12 protein-coding genes and 1 pseudogene are annotated in these 15,247 nt (G+C 40.7%); 12 read left to right on the forward strand and 1 reads right to left on the reverse strand.

Translation table 11 applies throughout. The features are described 5' to 3' along the window. Positions 1-2 precede the first annotated feature (2 nt). From C1726_RS14120 to C1726_RS14140, 5 genes are all read left to right on the forward strand, one after another. Positions 3-164, forward strand: a complete 162-nt coding sequence (locus C1726_RS14120; RefSeq protein WP_102273744.1) for an Arc family DNA-binding protein — start codon at positions 3-5, stop codon at positions 162-164. A 217-nt stretch (positions 165-381) separates the two neighbouring features. Continuing rightward, positions 382-1,296: a helix-turn-helix transcriptional regulator gene (locus tag C1726_RS14125; RefSeq protein WP_102273745.1), complete on the forward strand. Its 915-nt coding sequence runs from the start codon at positions 382-384 to the stop codon at positions 1,294-1,296. Between the two features lie 67 nt (positions 1,297-1,363). Next, positions 1,364-2,110 (forward strand): effector binding domain-containing protein, encoded by a 747-nt coding sequence (locus C1726_RS14130; protein ID WP_102273746.1) that lies wholly within the window; start codon positions 1,364-1,366, stop codon positions 2,108-2,110. A 150-nt stretch (positions 2,111-2,260) separates the two neighbouring features. Then, a complete protein-coding gene (locus C1726_RS14135; protein ID WP_102273747.1) occupies positions 2,261-2,719 on the forward strand; it encodes a DinB family protein in 459 nt (152 codons plus the stop codon). 136 nt (positions 2,720-2,855) lie between these two features. After that, positions 2,856-4,241, forward strand: coding sequence for a S41 family peptidase (locus C1726_RS14140; RefSeq protein WP_180968203.1), 1,386 nt, complete (start codon positions 2,856-2,858; stop codon positions 4,239-4,241). A 36-nt stretch (positions 4,242-4,277) separates the two neighbouring features. Here C1726_RS14140 and C1726_RS14145 read toward each other — a convergent pair whose 3' ends face one another. Continuing rightward, positions 4,278-4,871: a YdcF family protein gene (locus C1726_RS14145; protein WP_102275810.1), complete on the reverse strand. Its 594-nt coding sequence runs from the start codon at positions 4,869-4,871 to the stop codon at positions 4,278-4,280. 423 nt (positions 4,872-5,294) lie between these two features. Between C1726_RS14145 and C1726_RS14150 the strand changes: the two genes are divergently transcribed. From C1726_RS14150 to C1726_RS14180, 7 genes and pseudogenes are all read left to right on the forward strand, one after another. Continuing rightward, positions 5,295-6,647 carry a M28 family peptidase gene (locus C1726_RS14150; protein ID WP_102273749.1) on the forward strand — a complete coding sequence of 451 codons (1,353 nt, stop codon included), beginning with the start codon at positions 5,295-5,297 and terminating at the stop codon, positions 6,645-6,647. A 199-nt stretch (positions 6,648-6,846) separates the two neighbouring features. Next, positions 6,847-8,214: a TraB/GumN family protein gene (locus C1726_RS14155; protein ID WP_102273750.1), complete on the forward strand. Its 1,368-nt coding sequence runs from the start codon at positions 6,847-6,849 to the stop codon at positions 8,212-8,214. Positions 8,215-8,440: 226 nt separating this feature from the next. After that, positions 8,441-10,336: a serine aminopeptidase domain-containing protein gene (locus C1726_RS14160; RefSeq protein WP_102273751.1), complete on the forward strand. Its 1,896-nt coding sequence runs from the start codon at positions 8,441-8,443 to the stop codon at positions 10,334-10,336. A gap of 1,206 nt (positions 10,337-11,542) precedes the next feature. Next, on the forward strand, positions 11,543-13,066 hold the full coding sequence (locus C1726_RS14165) for a YifB family Mg chelatase-like AAA ATPase (RefSeq protein ID WP_102273752.1): 1,524 nt from the start codon (positions 11,543-11,545) through the stop codon (positions 13,064-13,066). 2 nt (positions 13,067-13,068) lie between these two features. Then, entirely contained in the window at positions 13,069-14,127 is a 1,059-nt protein-coding gene (gene dprA / locus C1726_RS14170; RefSeq protein ID WP_180968204.1) for a DNA-processing protein DprA, read from the forward strand. 84 nt (positions 14,128-14,211) lie between these two features. After that, positions 14,212-14,304, forward strand: a pseudogene (locus C1726_RS14175) (DUF1963 domain-containing protein); the annotation flags it as partial. 350 nt (positions 14,305-14,654) lie between these two features. Then, positions 14,655-15,188, forward strand: a complete 534-nt coding sequence (locus tag C1726_RS14180; RefSeq protein WP_102273754.1) for a cupin domain-containing protein — start codon at positions 14,655-14,657, stop codon at positions 15,186-15,188. The last annotated feature ends 59 nt before the right edge of the window (positions 15,189-15,247 follow it).

The raw sequence follows: 15,247 nt of genomic DNA on the forward strand, positions 1-15,247 counted from the left end.
CTATGTCTAAGAAAAAGAGTTTTCCATTACGATTAGACCCTGATCTTTATGAGATTTTACAAAAATGGGCGGCTGATGATTTTAGAAGTGTAAATAGCCATATTGAATTTCTTCTTCGTGATGCAGCTAAAAAGGCTGGAAGGTTGAAGAAATCGCAGGAGTAGAAGCTTTATCGACACTGTAGGAGAGATTGATTGTGGAAGATCAACTCTCCTTTTTTTGTGCCCGCGAGAGAAGGAAAAATAGAAGAGACAGGAACAAGCAAAGCAATCCAAGAACAACCAACAAATTTCTCGTGTATCTCTAAACTCCCAAAGGTTTTTTCAATAGGAACATAGAATTTTACAATGTTAGCACTTTAATTAAAAAGGAAGTAAAAACATGAAACTAGACCGTCTTTTAACAATGACGATGATTTTAATAAACCGGAAAAAGGTGACAGCTCAGGAGTTTGCTGAGCTTTTTGGTGTTTCTGTAAGAACCATCTATCGGGATGTGGACACGCTCAGTCAGGCGGGGATTCCTGTTGTAAGCTTTCAAGGAGTAAATGGAGGAATTAGTTTAATTGAGGGATATCGTATGGATAAGCAGGTGCTTACAGAAGGGGAGCTAGCATCCATTTCGATGGCGTTAAAAAGTGTGCTTACCTCTTACCAGGATCCTCATGCAGAGGCCGTACTTGAAAAAATTACAGGGATTGCTGAAGGAGCGGTCAAAAATACCTCAGATTATATTTTCATTGATTATAGTCCGTGGGGAACGAATACATTTTTGAAGGAAAAAATGACAGTGATTAAAAAGGCAATTGAATCTTCAGTGTGCATTACTTTTACATACGGGAACGCAGGCGGAAAACAATCCGTTCGGACGATTGAACCCCATACGCTTGTTGAAAAAGGGAGATCTTGGTATGTCTATGGCTATTGTCAATTAAGAGAAGCCTTTCGCTTGTTTAAGATTGCGAGAATAAAAGAACTTAAAGGCTGTGCAGAAAAGTTTACCCGCAGAGAAATAGATATATCCGAGCGTCCGTGGGACAAGGAATGGAATGCACCAGAAAATACGGTCCAGTTAAAGCTGGCGTTTCAGCCTGAACACCGGCTAATGATGGAGGAAATGTTCGGCATCGAAACAATAGAGGACGATTCTTCGATTATAAAAGTTGACACTCCTGAGGATGAGTGGCTATACGGGTTTATTTTAAGCTTTGGCAATAAGGTAGAGGTGCTGGAGCCTCTACATATAAGGGAAATAATAGCAAGACGCGCAAAAGAAATTTTGGAAAGTTATCTGTAAATATGACAAACAGCTGTCAAGTTTCCCTTGATATAGTGAGTACAAACAAATGAAAGGTGTGTTTTTGATGAATGCTGTTTTTTGCCAAAGCTGTGGAATGCCGATGAATGATGAAAAGCAATTTGGTACGGAGATTGATGGAGGAAAAAGCGGAGAGTACTGTGTTTATTGTTATGAAGGGGGCGAATTCAAGCAGCCAAACATGACAATGGAAGACATGATTGATCTTTGTGTCCCTTTTATGAAAGAGGATGGAAAAAGTGAAGAGGAAGCTCGGACGATTCTGACTAACTTCCTGCCAACATTAAAAAGATGGAGCGGCAGCAGTAAGATGAATGAACCTGTCATAATGGAAAAAGAGGCGTTTGCCATCATTGGCATGACTGCAAGAACGACTAATGTCAATGAAATGACTCAAGATGCGAAAATTCCGCAAATGTGGGAGAAGTATTATCAGGAAAAGGTATATGAGCAAATTCCAAATCCTGTTGGTGCCGTTACATATGGTCTGTATTCTGACTACATAGATGGAGTGGACGGGGAATATAGTATGACAATCGGATTGCAAGGAAGTGCTGATGCATCATTGCCAGAGGGGCTCGTTGCGAAAACCGTTCCCGCTGCCAAATATGTTGTCTTCACAACTGAAAAAGGACCGATCGCACAAATCGTCGTCAAAGCATGGCAGCAAATCTGGACATGGTTTGAGCAATCTGATTTTACAAGAGCTTATACAGGTGATTTCGAAGTATATGACGAAAGATGTGCAAACCCACTTGAAGCACAAGTCGACATTTATATTGCGATAAAATAATAATCACAACGGCCACGCGTGGGGCGGACAGAAGTGATATATCTGCGAAAAAGTGTAACTTATCTTCGAAATCGGCAATATATCTACGAAATATCAAAAAATCAAATATATCGATTTTTCGACAAAATCCTAAAAAGGAGTGCATACCGTTTGCAAAATGAAAAAGAGCACATTCTATTGCATTACGAACAATCCATCCAATGGGTGAAGGATCTAGAAAAATTATCGGAGGAGCAATGGCGAATGCCGGTCAAAGAAGGAAAGTGGAGCATTGCAGAAATCATTGGCCATTTGATTCCGTGGGATGAGTTTATTGTAAATGACAGAATCCCATACTTCTTTAAGGATATCGATTTGCCAAAAAGCGCAGATGCTCAAGCAATCAATGACCTAGCAGCTTCTGAAAGCAGAGCGCGAACAAAAGAAGAAACGATTGAAAAGTTTGCAGCTGTCAGAAAAACACTCCTATCCGCGTTAAAGGATATGGATGAAGAACTTTGGTCCAAGGAGCTAGTGATTGGCAAGTCTACCCTTTCGCTGGCAGTCTATTTCCAAGGCATGGCGGAGCATGACAATCATCATTTTGAACAAATAAAAAAAGTGATTTAATAGAAAAGGCTGGAGTCGTGTGCACTCCAGCCTTTTCTTAATTTTATGAATTACTGTATCTTTTTTTAGTATAATAATTGAATAGTATTACACGATCTCTGTTTCTCGAATCATACTAAAAGAAGGTGGAATGATAATGAATAGATTGAAAAGCTTCCTATTTTTCATGTTTACAGCCATATTAGTATTCTCGCAAGTTTCATTTGTTCATGCTGAAGAGCCGATTGATGAGATACGGGATTTAATTGAAACGTACTATGTTGAGGACGTGCCTGCATCGACGCTAAACTTGCCAACCATTCATGAAATGACCAAGCAGCTTGATCCTTATTCTGTTTATATGACTAAACAAGAGTTTGAAAGGTTTTCGAATACGGTTAATCAGGAGCTTATAGGTATTGGGGTTGTACTGGAGGAAAATGAACAGGGAGTTAAAGTGATACAGACGATTCCACAAGGACCCGCAGATCAAGCAGGGATCCGTCCTGGAGATATTATTACTCATGTGAATGGGAAAAGCCTATCAGGTGAGTCGATGCAAGCAGCTGTTTCTTATATGAGTGGAGAGGAAAATACGTTTGTTGATATTACTTTCTTACAGAAAGAAACAGGTAATTTGATAACAAAGAAAATTGAACGAAAAAGAATCTCTCTTCCTAACGTTGAGGCAGACATGCTTGGCGGGGAAATCGGCTATATTCGCCTTCACAGCTTCTCGATGAATGCAGCCGAACAGCTTCAATCAGCAATCAAGTCATTGAGTGGTGCGAAGGGATATATCCTGGACCTTAGAGATAATGGAGGCGGCTATGTATCAGCTGCCCAGGAAGTTACAGGGCTTTTTCCAAAAGTTCATTTGTCTTTCCAATTGCGTGAGAAAGCAGGAAAGGCAGAAGTTTATAAGGCGCTGCCACAACCTACGCAATTCTCTCATCCCATTCATATGCTTGTAAATGAAAATAGTGCGAGTGCATCTGAGATGGTTTCTGCAGCTGTAAAGGAACAAAATGGTGGAGTGTTATACGGGCAAACAACTTATGGGAAAGGTTCTATGCAGACTTTGTTTATCCTAAGTGATCAAAGTGTCCTTAAACTTACTACAGCCAAATTTTTCTCGCCAAAGGGGACAGCGATCAATAAAGTGGGTGTTTCACCGAATATCCAGACAAATGTTGGTGAAGAGCTGGCTGTATCCCATCGAGATCATTTATTAAAAAGCTATTATCAATATTCAAAGCTTGCTGCGTTGAATAATGTGCCGACAACGAAAACTTTTACTATTAAAATGACAACTGGCATGAATTGGGATGCCCTTTCTACTAAAGATGTGCAGCTTATTCAGCTAGGCGGTCACGAAGTAGAGACCGAATTAACAATAATAGATGATCGAACACTAAAAGTGACACCAAAAAAATCCTTGCAATCAAATGAGAGATACTTGCTAATCATTCACCCTCATTGGAGCAGTAAGCAAAATAAATCAATGATTAAAGGATCGTATCTGGAAATTAGTGTGAAATAATCCAAGAAAGGACTTGAGCATTCAAGTCCTTTTACTTTACCTAAATGGCAGGCTGATCATATAACCGACATAGAAAAACAGCTCACGGAAGAAGAAAGGAATTTTACTGCCCAATGTTTTATATACGGAGCTTTGCGTTGGTGAAGAATAAGCTTCCATCCCCGTGTTTTTTGCCATTAAAATAGCCCTTTTCATATGCAATGGATCACTAACAATGGTAAATGTTTGAAAGTCATTTTTTACTGCAATGTCATAGGCGTATTTTAGGTTTTCCTCAGTGATCGCAGAGTTCGTTTCAATCAAAATATCCTCCGCCCGAACATTATTTTTAATTGCATAATCCCTCGCAACCTCTGACTCTGCAAATTTTCCACCTTTTCCTTTCCCGCCGGTAAAGATGATTTTATCTACATACCCATTCTCATATAGGGAGATCGCATGATTTACCCTTTCACGTAAAACTGGAGATGGTTCATCATCCCAAGCCGCTGCACCAAGTACTACAGCCACATCCGTCTTTACTAATTGCACTTTGCCGCTGAAAGACCAAATACTAACTCCTGAATAGGCTATGAAAATAACTAATACGATGGGGACTAGCTTGAACCAGAACTTTTTAGACACTAACATCCATCCTTTTACGAGCCTTGTAGAATAGCTGCTAAGCAGCCTGCTGTACAATATTTCTCAATCCTTTTAGCAATCCCCTTCAAACCGTTTGAAAAATTAGTTCTACCTCGGATCATAGAGGAAATAGATGAAATTTGTCGATTGTTGCAGAGCTGTTAGACATTGAAAGTAGTATTCTTTTTACTAATCGGCAGGAACTAGGAACAGGAATGTATCTGAAAAAACAGCTAGGTATATTGTAGTCAATTATTATTTTGAAATATTATTTTCGAATGTGATTACTTTTATAAATAGTATAAAGGTCTATTAAAAATAAAAGCCTCTATTGTTGAAAAATAGTATTTTTTGTAAAACTATTTCAATTTACAAAATATTTAAATATATTGATAATAGAGTTAACTTTAAATTAGAGGAGGAATTGGATTGAGTAAAAAAACAGCAGCATTATTTTTAGCAGCAGGTTTAGTTTTATCTAGTGGAACGGCTTCAATGGCGGCCAGTCCCAGCACACAATATGAAGTAGTGATAGAAAATAGTTTTCTGAAGAAAATCAGTGCAGACAATATGTATAAAACGATTGAATTGTTATCTAAAGAACCTAGGGAAGCTGGAACAGAAGGAGAGCTTAAAGCGGTCAAATACATAGAGGAAGAATTTAAGAAGCTAGGCTACAAAACAGAAATTCAGCCATTCCCAATTTACGATTTCAAGACAAATTATGTAAAAGTGAAAATTGGCGATGCTGATCTAGGCGGGACTCCTCATGCATTTAGCGGCAGTGCGAGCGGCAAAGTAACAGCTCCGCTTGTACATGTTGGAAAGGCAACACCAGAAGAGGTTGGAGATGTAAAAGGGAAGATTGTTTTAGTGGAACGCGGAGATATCTCTTTCATAGAAAAGATTAGCAATGTCCTTGAAAAAGGGGCAGTAGGCGTCCTGATGTATAACAACGCAGATGAAGGCAACTCGTTCGGACAAGCTGCAGATGGGCAAAACATTCCGGCAGTTGCGATTACAAAAGCAGACGGATTGAAGCTGGTTGACCAGCTAAAGGCGAAAGAGATTTCCGTATCATTGGATGTGGATATCGAAAAGATTGAAAAGACTTCCTACAATGTCATTGCAACGAAACCGGCGACAGAGAAGAAAAATACAGGACAAATCGTGACAGTTGGTGCACACCATGATTCAGTGCCTGGTGGACCAGGTGCAAATGATGATGCATCAGGAGTTTCTGCTGTTCTTGAATTAGCAAGATTGTTTGCGAAGGAAAAGACAGATACAGAAATTCGCTTCCTTACATTTGGCTCGGAGGAAAGAGGGCTAGTTGGCTCGTCTTATTATGCATCTAAACTTCCAAAAGCAGATGTTGATAAAATGGTTGCACACTTCCAAATGGACATGATCGGCGGTCGTGATGCTGGGGGAGATAACGAAGCTGGCGGATTAATCATGTACACAATTGATGGCAAGAAAAATCTTGTAACCGACTTAGGGGCGACTTCAAGCTATCATATTTTTAATGAGGTTCTTCCTTATGGACAGCTTGGCCGAAGCGACCATCAGCCATTCCATGACCTAGGCATTCCATCTGCTTTATTTATCCACTCACCAGTCGAGCCTTGGTACCACCAGCCGACAGACACACTGGATAAAATCGACAAGAACAAGCTTCTGCAAGTAGCGAAAATTGTTGGCTCATCCGTCTACCATATTACAGATCCGAAGACACCAGGAATTATTAAATACTACTTTGAAGACCGTGCAGTAGATTAATAGAGTATCCACGGACAAGATGAAAGAGAGTTTCCTTATTTAGGAACTCTCTTTTTTTATTGCCATAACAAATTTGACAAATCACCCCTTGTGGAAAATAATAGTAAAATACCAAGATAATTCTATTTTCCTAGATAGGATTATCTGTTTAGTAATTTAATAACTAGATAAATTTTGAAGAAAAGAGGTTTTGCAGGGAATGAAAAAAATGATTAAGGGTGCATTCGCAGCATTATTTGCGACCATGCTAATGCTAACGTCAATCGTACCTGCTCAAGCGGAAGAACCGAAAACCCCGGATATCAGCGCATGGGCAATAGGTGAGCTATCCGAAGGTGAGAAATATGGCATTTTCCCAATGGAATGGTACTATGATGGCTTTAGGACAGAAATTTCAAAAGAACGTCTTGATGCCTTATTAGCTAAAACTAAGGATAAAATAGCAGCATTAGGACTTACTAAGCGAGAAAATTATACTCCTGAGGATGTCAGCCTCGATACATCAAGAGGAAACATTATTAATGAGCTCTATAAAATCATCTCTCAATATGAATTGCCTGTAGGAGATTCTGCTGTAGCCTATATGCAGGAACGCAGCATTCTTAGAGGTTCTGCTAAAGGGGTAGAATTAGAAAGAAATGCTACTACACAGGATGCAGTAATATTTGCAACTAGATTTGTAAGGGATACGTACGATCAGGTTCAAGCCGGTTCAAAAGGTGTTGCCTGGAAGGTTGAGAAAAACGGGAATAAAGTCTATTTACTAGGCTCAGTCCATGTAGGCACACCTGATATCTATCCAATGAATAAAAAATTATTAACTGCTTTTTATGAAGCAGATGCGTTGCTAGTTGAAGCAAACCTTATGGATATGGAAGGTCTTCAATATTTTACAGAAGCTTCTATGCTAAAGGATGGCACAACGATAAAGGATGTTGTGAGTCAAAAGACTTATGAGAAGCTGCTTAAAGTGATTGAAAAATATGGCGAGCCTGCAGAAGCCTTTGCTCAGTTCAAGCCTTGGACTCTTGCAAGCTACTTTGCCAATCTGTCATTAAGTGAATCTAGCGGGATACCGGCTGATATAATGGCAAACTCAGGCATTGATATGTACTTCCTTACAAATGCCCTATTATCTCAAAAGCCAGTAATCGAGCTTGAGGGAATAAAGGCACAGGCAGATATGTTTGATGGACTATCGCCTGAGGCTCAGGAAGAATATTTAGTTGAAACCCTTGATAGCATTCTAGATCCAGATTCAATCGAAGTTAAAGAAGGCGACCTTGTGAAAGAATGGCTTGGCCATTGGAACAAAGGGGATATTAAAGGATTTGCAGAAAGCTTTAATACTCAGGAACAAGAATCAAATGAATTCAACTCTATGCTTTTCGGTGAAAGAGATAAGAATATGTCTGAGAAAATCGCGAAGCTTTTAGAATCGGATGAAAAGGGCACATACTTTGTTGTTGTAGGAGCAGGTCACTTCCTGACACCTCAAAGCATTCTCTTCCACTTAAAAGAAAAGGGATACACAGTAGAAGAGTTTTATTCAGAGCCTGCTAACTAGGAAAGGGAGGGCAGGTCCTGCGTCCCGAAAATGAAAAGTGGATTCAGGTCACTCTAAGAATTTATATCATCTGGAAGGCGCTGCCGTGCAACAACATTGGCAGTGCCTTTGTTTTATTAATCAAACGTTTGATTAATAACTTTCTTCCTATAATTTTTAAAAAGATGAAACATTCTGGAAACAAGTGCGTAATAGAAAGTATGAATGATAGAAAGGAGTGCAGGTTGTGAAAAAACGAAAAGTGGTAGGGAAATGGGTTTTAGCTAGTTCAATTGGTGCAGCAGCGATTAGTGGAGGGATTTCTATTCCTGTGCAGCAGGTGCACGCGGAGCAGTCTGTAAACGAAGCAGATTTTGAAAAGGCAACAAAGGATTTTCTTGCATTAGCTAAATCTCAAAAATGGGATGAACTGATGCCGCTATTAAGTGCAAATCTTCAATCACATGTTTCAAAAGAAGGATTGTCACAGCTTTGGACAGCATTAACATCACCGTATGGAGCAATTAAAGAAACAGCAATACAAAGTTATCGGGATAATGGTGTACATACGAAGGCAACTGTCCTATTGACTGCAGAGAAAGGCCCGTTTCTTCTCGTTGTAAACTTTGATAAAAATGGAAAGGTAGATGATTTTCATACAGAGGCCGCTTATGATCCTAGCCAATTTTTAAATCCTGATTATAACACCCCAGAAAACTACACAGAAAAGAAAATGACCATTGGGGAAGGGACATTCTCTCTGCCAGGTGTTTTGACCGTACCTAAAGGGGAAGGTCCATTTCCGGTGGTTGTGCTTGTTCATGGATCAGGAGCAAATGATATGGATGAAACGGCTTATGCCTTTAAGCCTTTTCGGGATATAGCTGTTGGGCTTGCGAATAATGGAATAGCCGTTCTGCGCTATGATAAACGAACGAATACTCATGCAATCAAGTCGAGTATGAACCCGAAGTTCTCCATCATGGAGGAAACGGTGCTTGATGCGAATGATGCTGTAAAAGCGTTAAAATCAGTTCCAGAAATAGATGGGGATAACATTTTTGTTTTAGGACATAGCCAAGGCGGCTACGCACTTCCTCTTATTCTTGAAAATGATAAGGAGAAGGATATCAAAGGAGCAATTGGTGTTGCAGGACCAACTGGGAAATTCCATGAGCTGTTAATTTGGCAGACAGAACAGTCCATCTTAAGGGCTAAAAGCATGAATATGCCAATAGAACAAATTAAAGCAGCTCAAGTTCAATTGGATGTATTAAAAGAACAGTTTAAGCTTCTCGATGATCCACAATATTCGAAGGACAATATTCCGCCAGCTTTCCAGATTCCAAATGCATATTGGTGGTTTGATTTAAGGGACTATGCACCAACATCCCTTATAAAGGAACAAAATGTTCCACTGCTTCTTTTGCAGGGAGGAAAAGACATTCAGGTGCCTGCTTCAAACTTGGAAAATTGGAAAACCGCATTAAAGGACCGAAACGATGTGCAGTATAAATTGTATCCAGATATGATGCACATGCTTGTAAATATGAAAGGTGAACCGAATGGGATAACTGAATATATGACACCTGGCAATGTCCCAGTCGAATTTCTAGATGATATTGCTGAATGGGTTAAAACGGGTTCAATAAAGGAAACGGAAACTGTTGACCTATCCGTTTACAAGGATTATACACCAGGATTATATTGGTCAGATGCCTTTCAATGGGCTGTTAATCAAGGGATAATTGAAGGCTTTAAAGCAGAAAAATTACTGAAGCCTTATCAGCCTATGACTGAAAGCCAATATTTAAAAGCCTTTTTACGCTATAAGTTGGGGGACGAGCTGAAAGATGAGTCTCTAAAAAATTTATATGAACTTGCTCAATCATATGGGTTACAAGTATCTGAAGAGGCAGATGCTGCACTTTCAAGAGGAAAAGCAGCAGTACTTCTTGCAAAAAACTTCACCGATAAAGACATGACTGAAGAGGAAGCTGTTCAATGGCTCTATGCAGAAAATATTGTCAATGGTTATTTGGATGAAAAGGGCCATTATCCAAAGACATATGAATCTTATAAGCCAAAGGACACAATGACGAGAGCGCACCTTGTCACTATGCTTTACCGGTTACAGCAATAGCTGCTCTATTGTCCAGGTGCGGTTCCTTGTACCCGCCAGTGAGTGAAGTTCGGACAGGATAGCAGAGTTCAAGGGCAAAGAAGTCCGAACAAGGGTGAAGTTCGGTCAGGATAGCAGAGTTCAAGGGCAAAGCAGTCCGAACAAGAGTGAAGTTCGGACAGGATAGCAGAGTTTAAGGGCAAAGCAGTCCGAACAAGGGTGAAGTTCGGACAGGATAGCAGAGTTCAAGGGCAAAGCAGTCCGAACAAGAGTGAAGTTCGGACAGGAATACAGAGTTCAAGAGGAAAGTAGTCCGAACAAGGATGAAGTTCGGACAGGATAGTAGAATTCAAGGGGAAAGCAGTCCGAACAAGGGTGAAGTTCGGACATGATAGCAGAGTTCAAGGGGAAAGTAGTCCGAACGAGGATGAAGTTCGGACAGGATAGCAGAGTTTATGAGAAAAGTAGTCTGAACAAGGATGAAGTTCGGACAGGAATACAGAGTTCAAGAGGAAAGTAGTCCGAATAAGGGTGAAGTTCGGACAGGAATACAGAGTTCAAGGGCAAAGCAGTCCGAACAAGGGTGAAGTTCGGACAGGATAGCAGAGTTTAAGAGAAAAGTAGTCCGAACAAGGGTGAAGTTCGGACAGGATAGCAGAGTTCAAGGGGATAGCAGTCCGAACAAGGATGAAGTTCGGACAGGATAACAGAGTTCAAGGGGAAAGCAGTCCGAACAAGGATGAAGTTCGGACAGGATAGCAGAGTTCAAGGGCAAAGCAGTCCGAACAAGGGTGAAGTTCGGACAGGATAGCAGAGTTCGAGAGCAAAGAAGTCCGAACGAGAGCAAACTTCCGACAGTTTTGATAAATCCAAAGGCAATCCTGTCTGAACCTGGAGCAACTTCCAGACAAGTTAACGTAAATCAAAGTTAACTGTGTTTGATTTGAATTCCTCTAGTAAAACATATAATCCTTAATAGCAACGAACTTTATAATGACCGTGGGCGGTTACTGGACCACCCGTGGTCATTTTAAGGATAATTGTAAAATGAATATCGCCCAATATTTTTCTACAAAATTGTCCATAATTGAAGCGAATGAATAGAATAAATGCTGTATACTAAAAGAAGAACCTCTTTCCCTGCATTTTCACTTCCTCGTGCTCACCCCATTTAAGAATTCAACGAAAAAACCCGAAATCGCAAATCCTAAAAAAGGAGACAAAATTATGGCATCAACCGTACAAAGCTTCACTATTACAGGTATTGACGGCCATCTCGTCGAGGTTGAAACAGATACACTCATTGGCTTGCCATCTGTATCCATTGTCGGTCTCGGCGACAAGGCAGTTAAGGAAGCAAAGGAGCGCTTGGAAGCTGCGATTAAAAACGCTGGTTACAAGTTTCCGCCGCAAAAAATCGTGTTTAACTTAGCTCCATCTGACATGAAAAAAACTGGTACCCATTTTGACCTCGCGATGGCAATTGGTCTTTTACTTAAAACAAATCAAATCCGTCCAGTCGCTCTTTCCCAAACAGGACTGATCGGCGAGTTATCCCTCAATGGAGTTATCCGCCCCGTATCCGGTATCCTCCCAATGGCTATAAAAGCAAGAGAGTGCCAATTAAAAAGATTAATTCTTGCAAAAGAAAATGTACAGGAAGCCCAGTTTATTAAAGGAATAGAGATTATCGGCTGCCGTACACTCAAAGAAGCTATTCATATCCTCACGGGCAAACAGCCCCCTCCCGCAACAGAAATGGTCAATCCTGCCTCACCAAATACGTACTCCGTTGATTTCAAAGATGTAAAAGGACTCCATTCACTCGTTGATTATATTAGCATCGCTGCAGCAGGTGGGCATAACCTCCTTATGGTTGGATCTCCAGGCTGTGGAAAGTCTATGATTGCCAAGCGAATTCCAACCATTCTCCCCAAAATGACAGAGGAAGAATCACTCGAGGTTATGAAAATATATAGCGTAGCCAATCTTTTGAAGAATAAAGACCAACTCATCACGAAGCGCCCCTTTCGTTCCCCTCATCATAACGCCTCAACGAACGCGCTCATCGGCGGCGGAACGCATGCGCTGCCAGGCGAGATTTCCCTTGCTCATCATGGTGTTTTATTTTTAGATGAAATCGCTGAGTTTAGTAAAAAGGCGCTGGATTCACTGAGACAGCCGCTTGAAGATCATGCAGTAACGATCTCGCGAGTGTGGGGCTCAAATACGTATCCAGCAAATTTTATGCTTATTGGTGCAATGAACCCTTGTCCATGTGGGTACTTTGACCAGGAGAAATGCTGCTGCACAGACTACGAAATCATAAAATATCGCCAAAAACTTTCCGGTCCGATTATGGATCGAATGGATATTCAAAAATATGTGGGAACAGTTGATTTTTTTAATAAGGAGGACGAGGGGATAAGTTCAGCGGATATTCGAACCCGTGTGGAAAAAGCAAGATCTATTCAGCAGGAACGGTACAAAATACTGCCTGAAATTACATGCAATGCGCAGTTAACGCCTTCCCTAATCAATCAATATTGCCCGCTTGACAGTGAATGTACAGAATTGCTGCAGAAAGTGTATCACCGCTTCCGATATAGCGGGCGCACCCTGCATAAATTTATTAAAGTCGCCCGTACCATTGCAGATCTAGACGGAGAGGAGCAAATACAAATTCATCATCTGAAGAAGAGTCTCTTAAGCCGTGATATTGAAAAAGAATCAACCTATATAGGAGGATGAAGATGGAAATCTATTGGATATGGTTAAGCCGCTTAAAGCATGTAGGACCCGTATGGCAAAAACAGCTGCTAGCACAATTCCAGACCCCCAAGGCGGTTTATGAATCAATAGAGGATGAACTCTTGCAAATACCTAAACTAACCAAAAGTGCAAGGAAGTCGATTCTCTCAAACCGCTGTCTAAAGGATGCAGAAAATATCCTGGAAACTGCAGAAAGCAGAAGAGTGAACCTCCTTACTTTAACGAGTGAATATTACCCAAAATTTGCCCAAGAGAGCAAGCAATCCCCAATTCTTCTCTATTACAAAGGGGAACTACAGCCGCTCCACACCACAGTTGGTGTCGTTGGCGCAAGAAGATGCTCACCCTATGGAAGAAAAATCGCCAAACAAATAGGGGAAGAACTCGCAGCCATTAACACTCCTGTCGTTAGCGGCTTTGCTAAAGGAATTGACAGCTACGCACAAGCTGCCTGCAGCAAAAAAGGAGGATACACCATCGCTTTCTTCGGCTGTGGACCAGATATTTGCTACCCAAGGGAACATAGAATCCTTTATCAGCAAATTTTAGAAAATGGGGGTGTCTTTCTCTCGCAGTACCCGCCTGGAACACTGCCATCCCCCAAATACTTTCTCGCAAGAAATGCGCTAATTAGTGCTTGGTCTCAAGAGCTTGTCATTGTGGAGGCAGGTGAACGGAGCGGTGCTCTCTGGACCGTCGATTTTGCCATCAAGAACAACAAACCTGTCTATGCGGTTCCAAATCGAATTGATTCCCAAGAAGGGGCAGGCACGAACCGCTTGCTTGCTCAAGGAATTCCGCCATATCTTGGGATTCAAAGCCTGCAAGCATATAAAGAAAATCAAGAACACAGCAACCCCTCATTAGCGGCTATAATCCCCAAAAGCCCTATCCTTCAACTCCTTTCAAACTCTCCCGCAACGATTCATCAGCTATCTAGGGAATTAAACCTCGACGTCACAGACATTATGGACCAGCTGTTCGAATTAGAGCTGGACAAGCAAATAATCGTTAGGGGCAATATGGTTTATCGGGTGTGAGGATTAAAAATAGAATTGGAGGTTTATGGGCAGGAGGCGAGAAATTGTTATATACTGGAACCATTAATAGAAAGCTCATGTACGGGAGACAGTGGCATAGCAAACTTTTTCATTCGAAAAGAGGATTTACTCAACTTGAATTTTTCAAACGTTATCTATAATTGGGATTGCTATTAAAAAGACTCTGGTATAACAGAATTTTGATTTTACGGTGTTTGAGAAATAAACGGAAAAATTCCGTTTAAATTGGGAAACACCTATATTTCCCTAAAATAAAGGCAGTTTTTCCGGTTATATTCTCCAATACTCTGGATTTTGCCTTAAACTGAGCAGATAATCGGAATATCTCCGCTTATATCTGCTTATTAAGCTTCCACTCTATCAATTAGACGGAAAATCTCCGCTTATGAATTCTCATACAACACGAAAATAAACAATGAATCATAACAAAGCCATTAAAAAAGCATAACACCCCTTAACAGAGTGCATAGACTGATTTTATAAATCTGAAAGGGGGTTGAAGAAAGATGTATCATGTCCCATATCCCTATAATGTTTACTGGCAACCAGGATATCCTGTTTACTGGAATATGGATCGAAATACACAATGGTTTCCCATGCAATCACTAGAGGAAAGGAATCGTATTGAATTAAAGGATTATGGTTCAGCGCCATTTGTGGTCAATATCAATAAGGCTGCCAAGCAAAATCGTTCATATCGTACGGCGTTATGGACAGGAAGGCATTTGCAGGTTACTTTGATGAGTCTTAGAGCTGGTGAAGACATTGGCTTGGAAAGGCATCCAACCCTTGATCAATTTCTGCGGATTGAACAAGGGCAGGGGATTGTTCAAATGGGAAACCGGAAAGACAATTTATATTTTAGAAGAAAAGTGAATGATGATGATGCCATCATGATCCCTGCTGGAACATGGCATAATGTAACGAATACAGGGAATGTCCCGCTAAAGCTGTATTCAATCTATGCTCCTCCTCAACATCCATGGGGTACAGTTCATCGAACAAAAGCAGATGCAATGGCAGCGGAGCATGGGCATTAAATCTCTTTGGTGCAGCGATGCATAATGATCCTTTGCATCGCTGCAAGTTAAATTAATTT

It is taken from the genome of Cytobacillus massiliigabonensis, assembly GCF_900199725.1.
Taxonomy (GTDB): domain Bacteria; phylum Bacillota; class Bacilli; order Bacillales; family Cytobacillaceae; genus Cytobacillus; species Cytobacillus massiliigabonensis.

Excerpts from the sequence above, each read along its gene's own strand:
- C1726_RS14120 (WP_102273744.1), top strand. The coding sequence starts at position 3 with ATGTCTAAGAAAAAGAGTTTTCCATTACGATTAGACCCTGATCTTTAT.
- C1726_RS14125 (WP_102273745.1), top strand. The coding sequence starts at position 382 with ATGAAACTAGACCGTCTTTTAACAATGACGATGATTTTAATAAACCGG.
- C1726_RS14130 (WP_102273746.1), top strand. The coding sequence starts at position 1,364 with ATGAATGCTGTTTTTTGCCAAAGCTGTGGAATGCCGATGAATGATGAA.
- C1726_RS14140 (WP_180968203.1), top strand. The coding sequence starts at position 2,856 with ATGAATAGATTGAAAAGCTTCCTATTTTTCATGTTTACAGCCATATTA.
- C1726_RS14145 (WP_102275810.1), bottom strand. The coding sequence starts at position 4,871 with ATGTTAGTGTCTAAAAAGTTCTGGTTCAAGCTAGTCCCCATCGTATTA.
- C1726_RS14155 (WP_102273750.1), top strand. The coding sequence starts at position 6,847 with ATGAAAAAAATGATTAAGGGTGCATTCGCAGCATTATTTGCGACCATG.
- C1726_RS14165 (WP_102273752.1), top strand. The coding sequence starts at position 11,543 with ATGGCATCAACCGTACAAAGCTTCACTATTACAGGTATTGACGGCCAT.
- dprA (WP_180968204.1), top strand. The coding sequence starts at position 13,069 with ATGGAAATCTATTGGATATGGTTAAGCCGCTTAAAGCATGTAGGACCC.
- C1726_RS14180 (WP_102273754.1), top strand. The coding sequence starts at position 14,655 with ATGTATCATGTCCCATATCCCTATAATGTTTACTGGCAACCAGGATAT.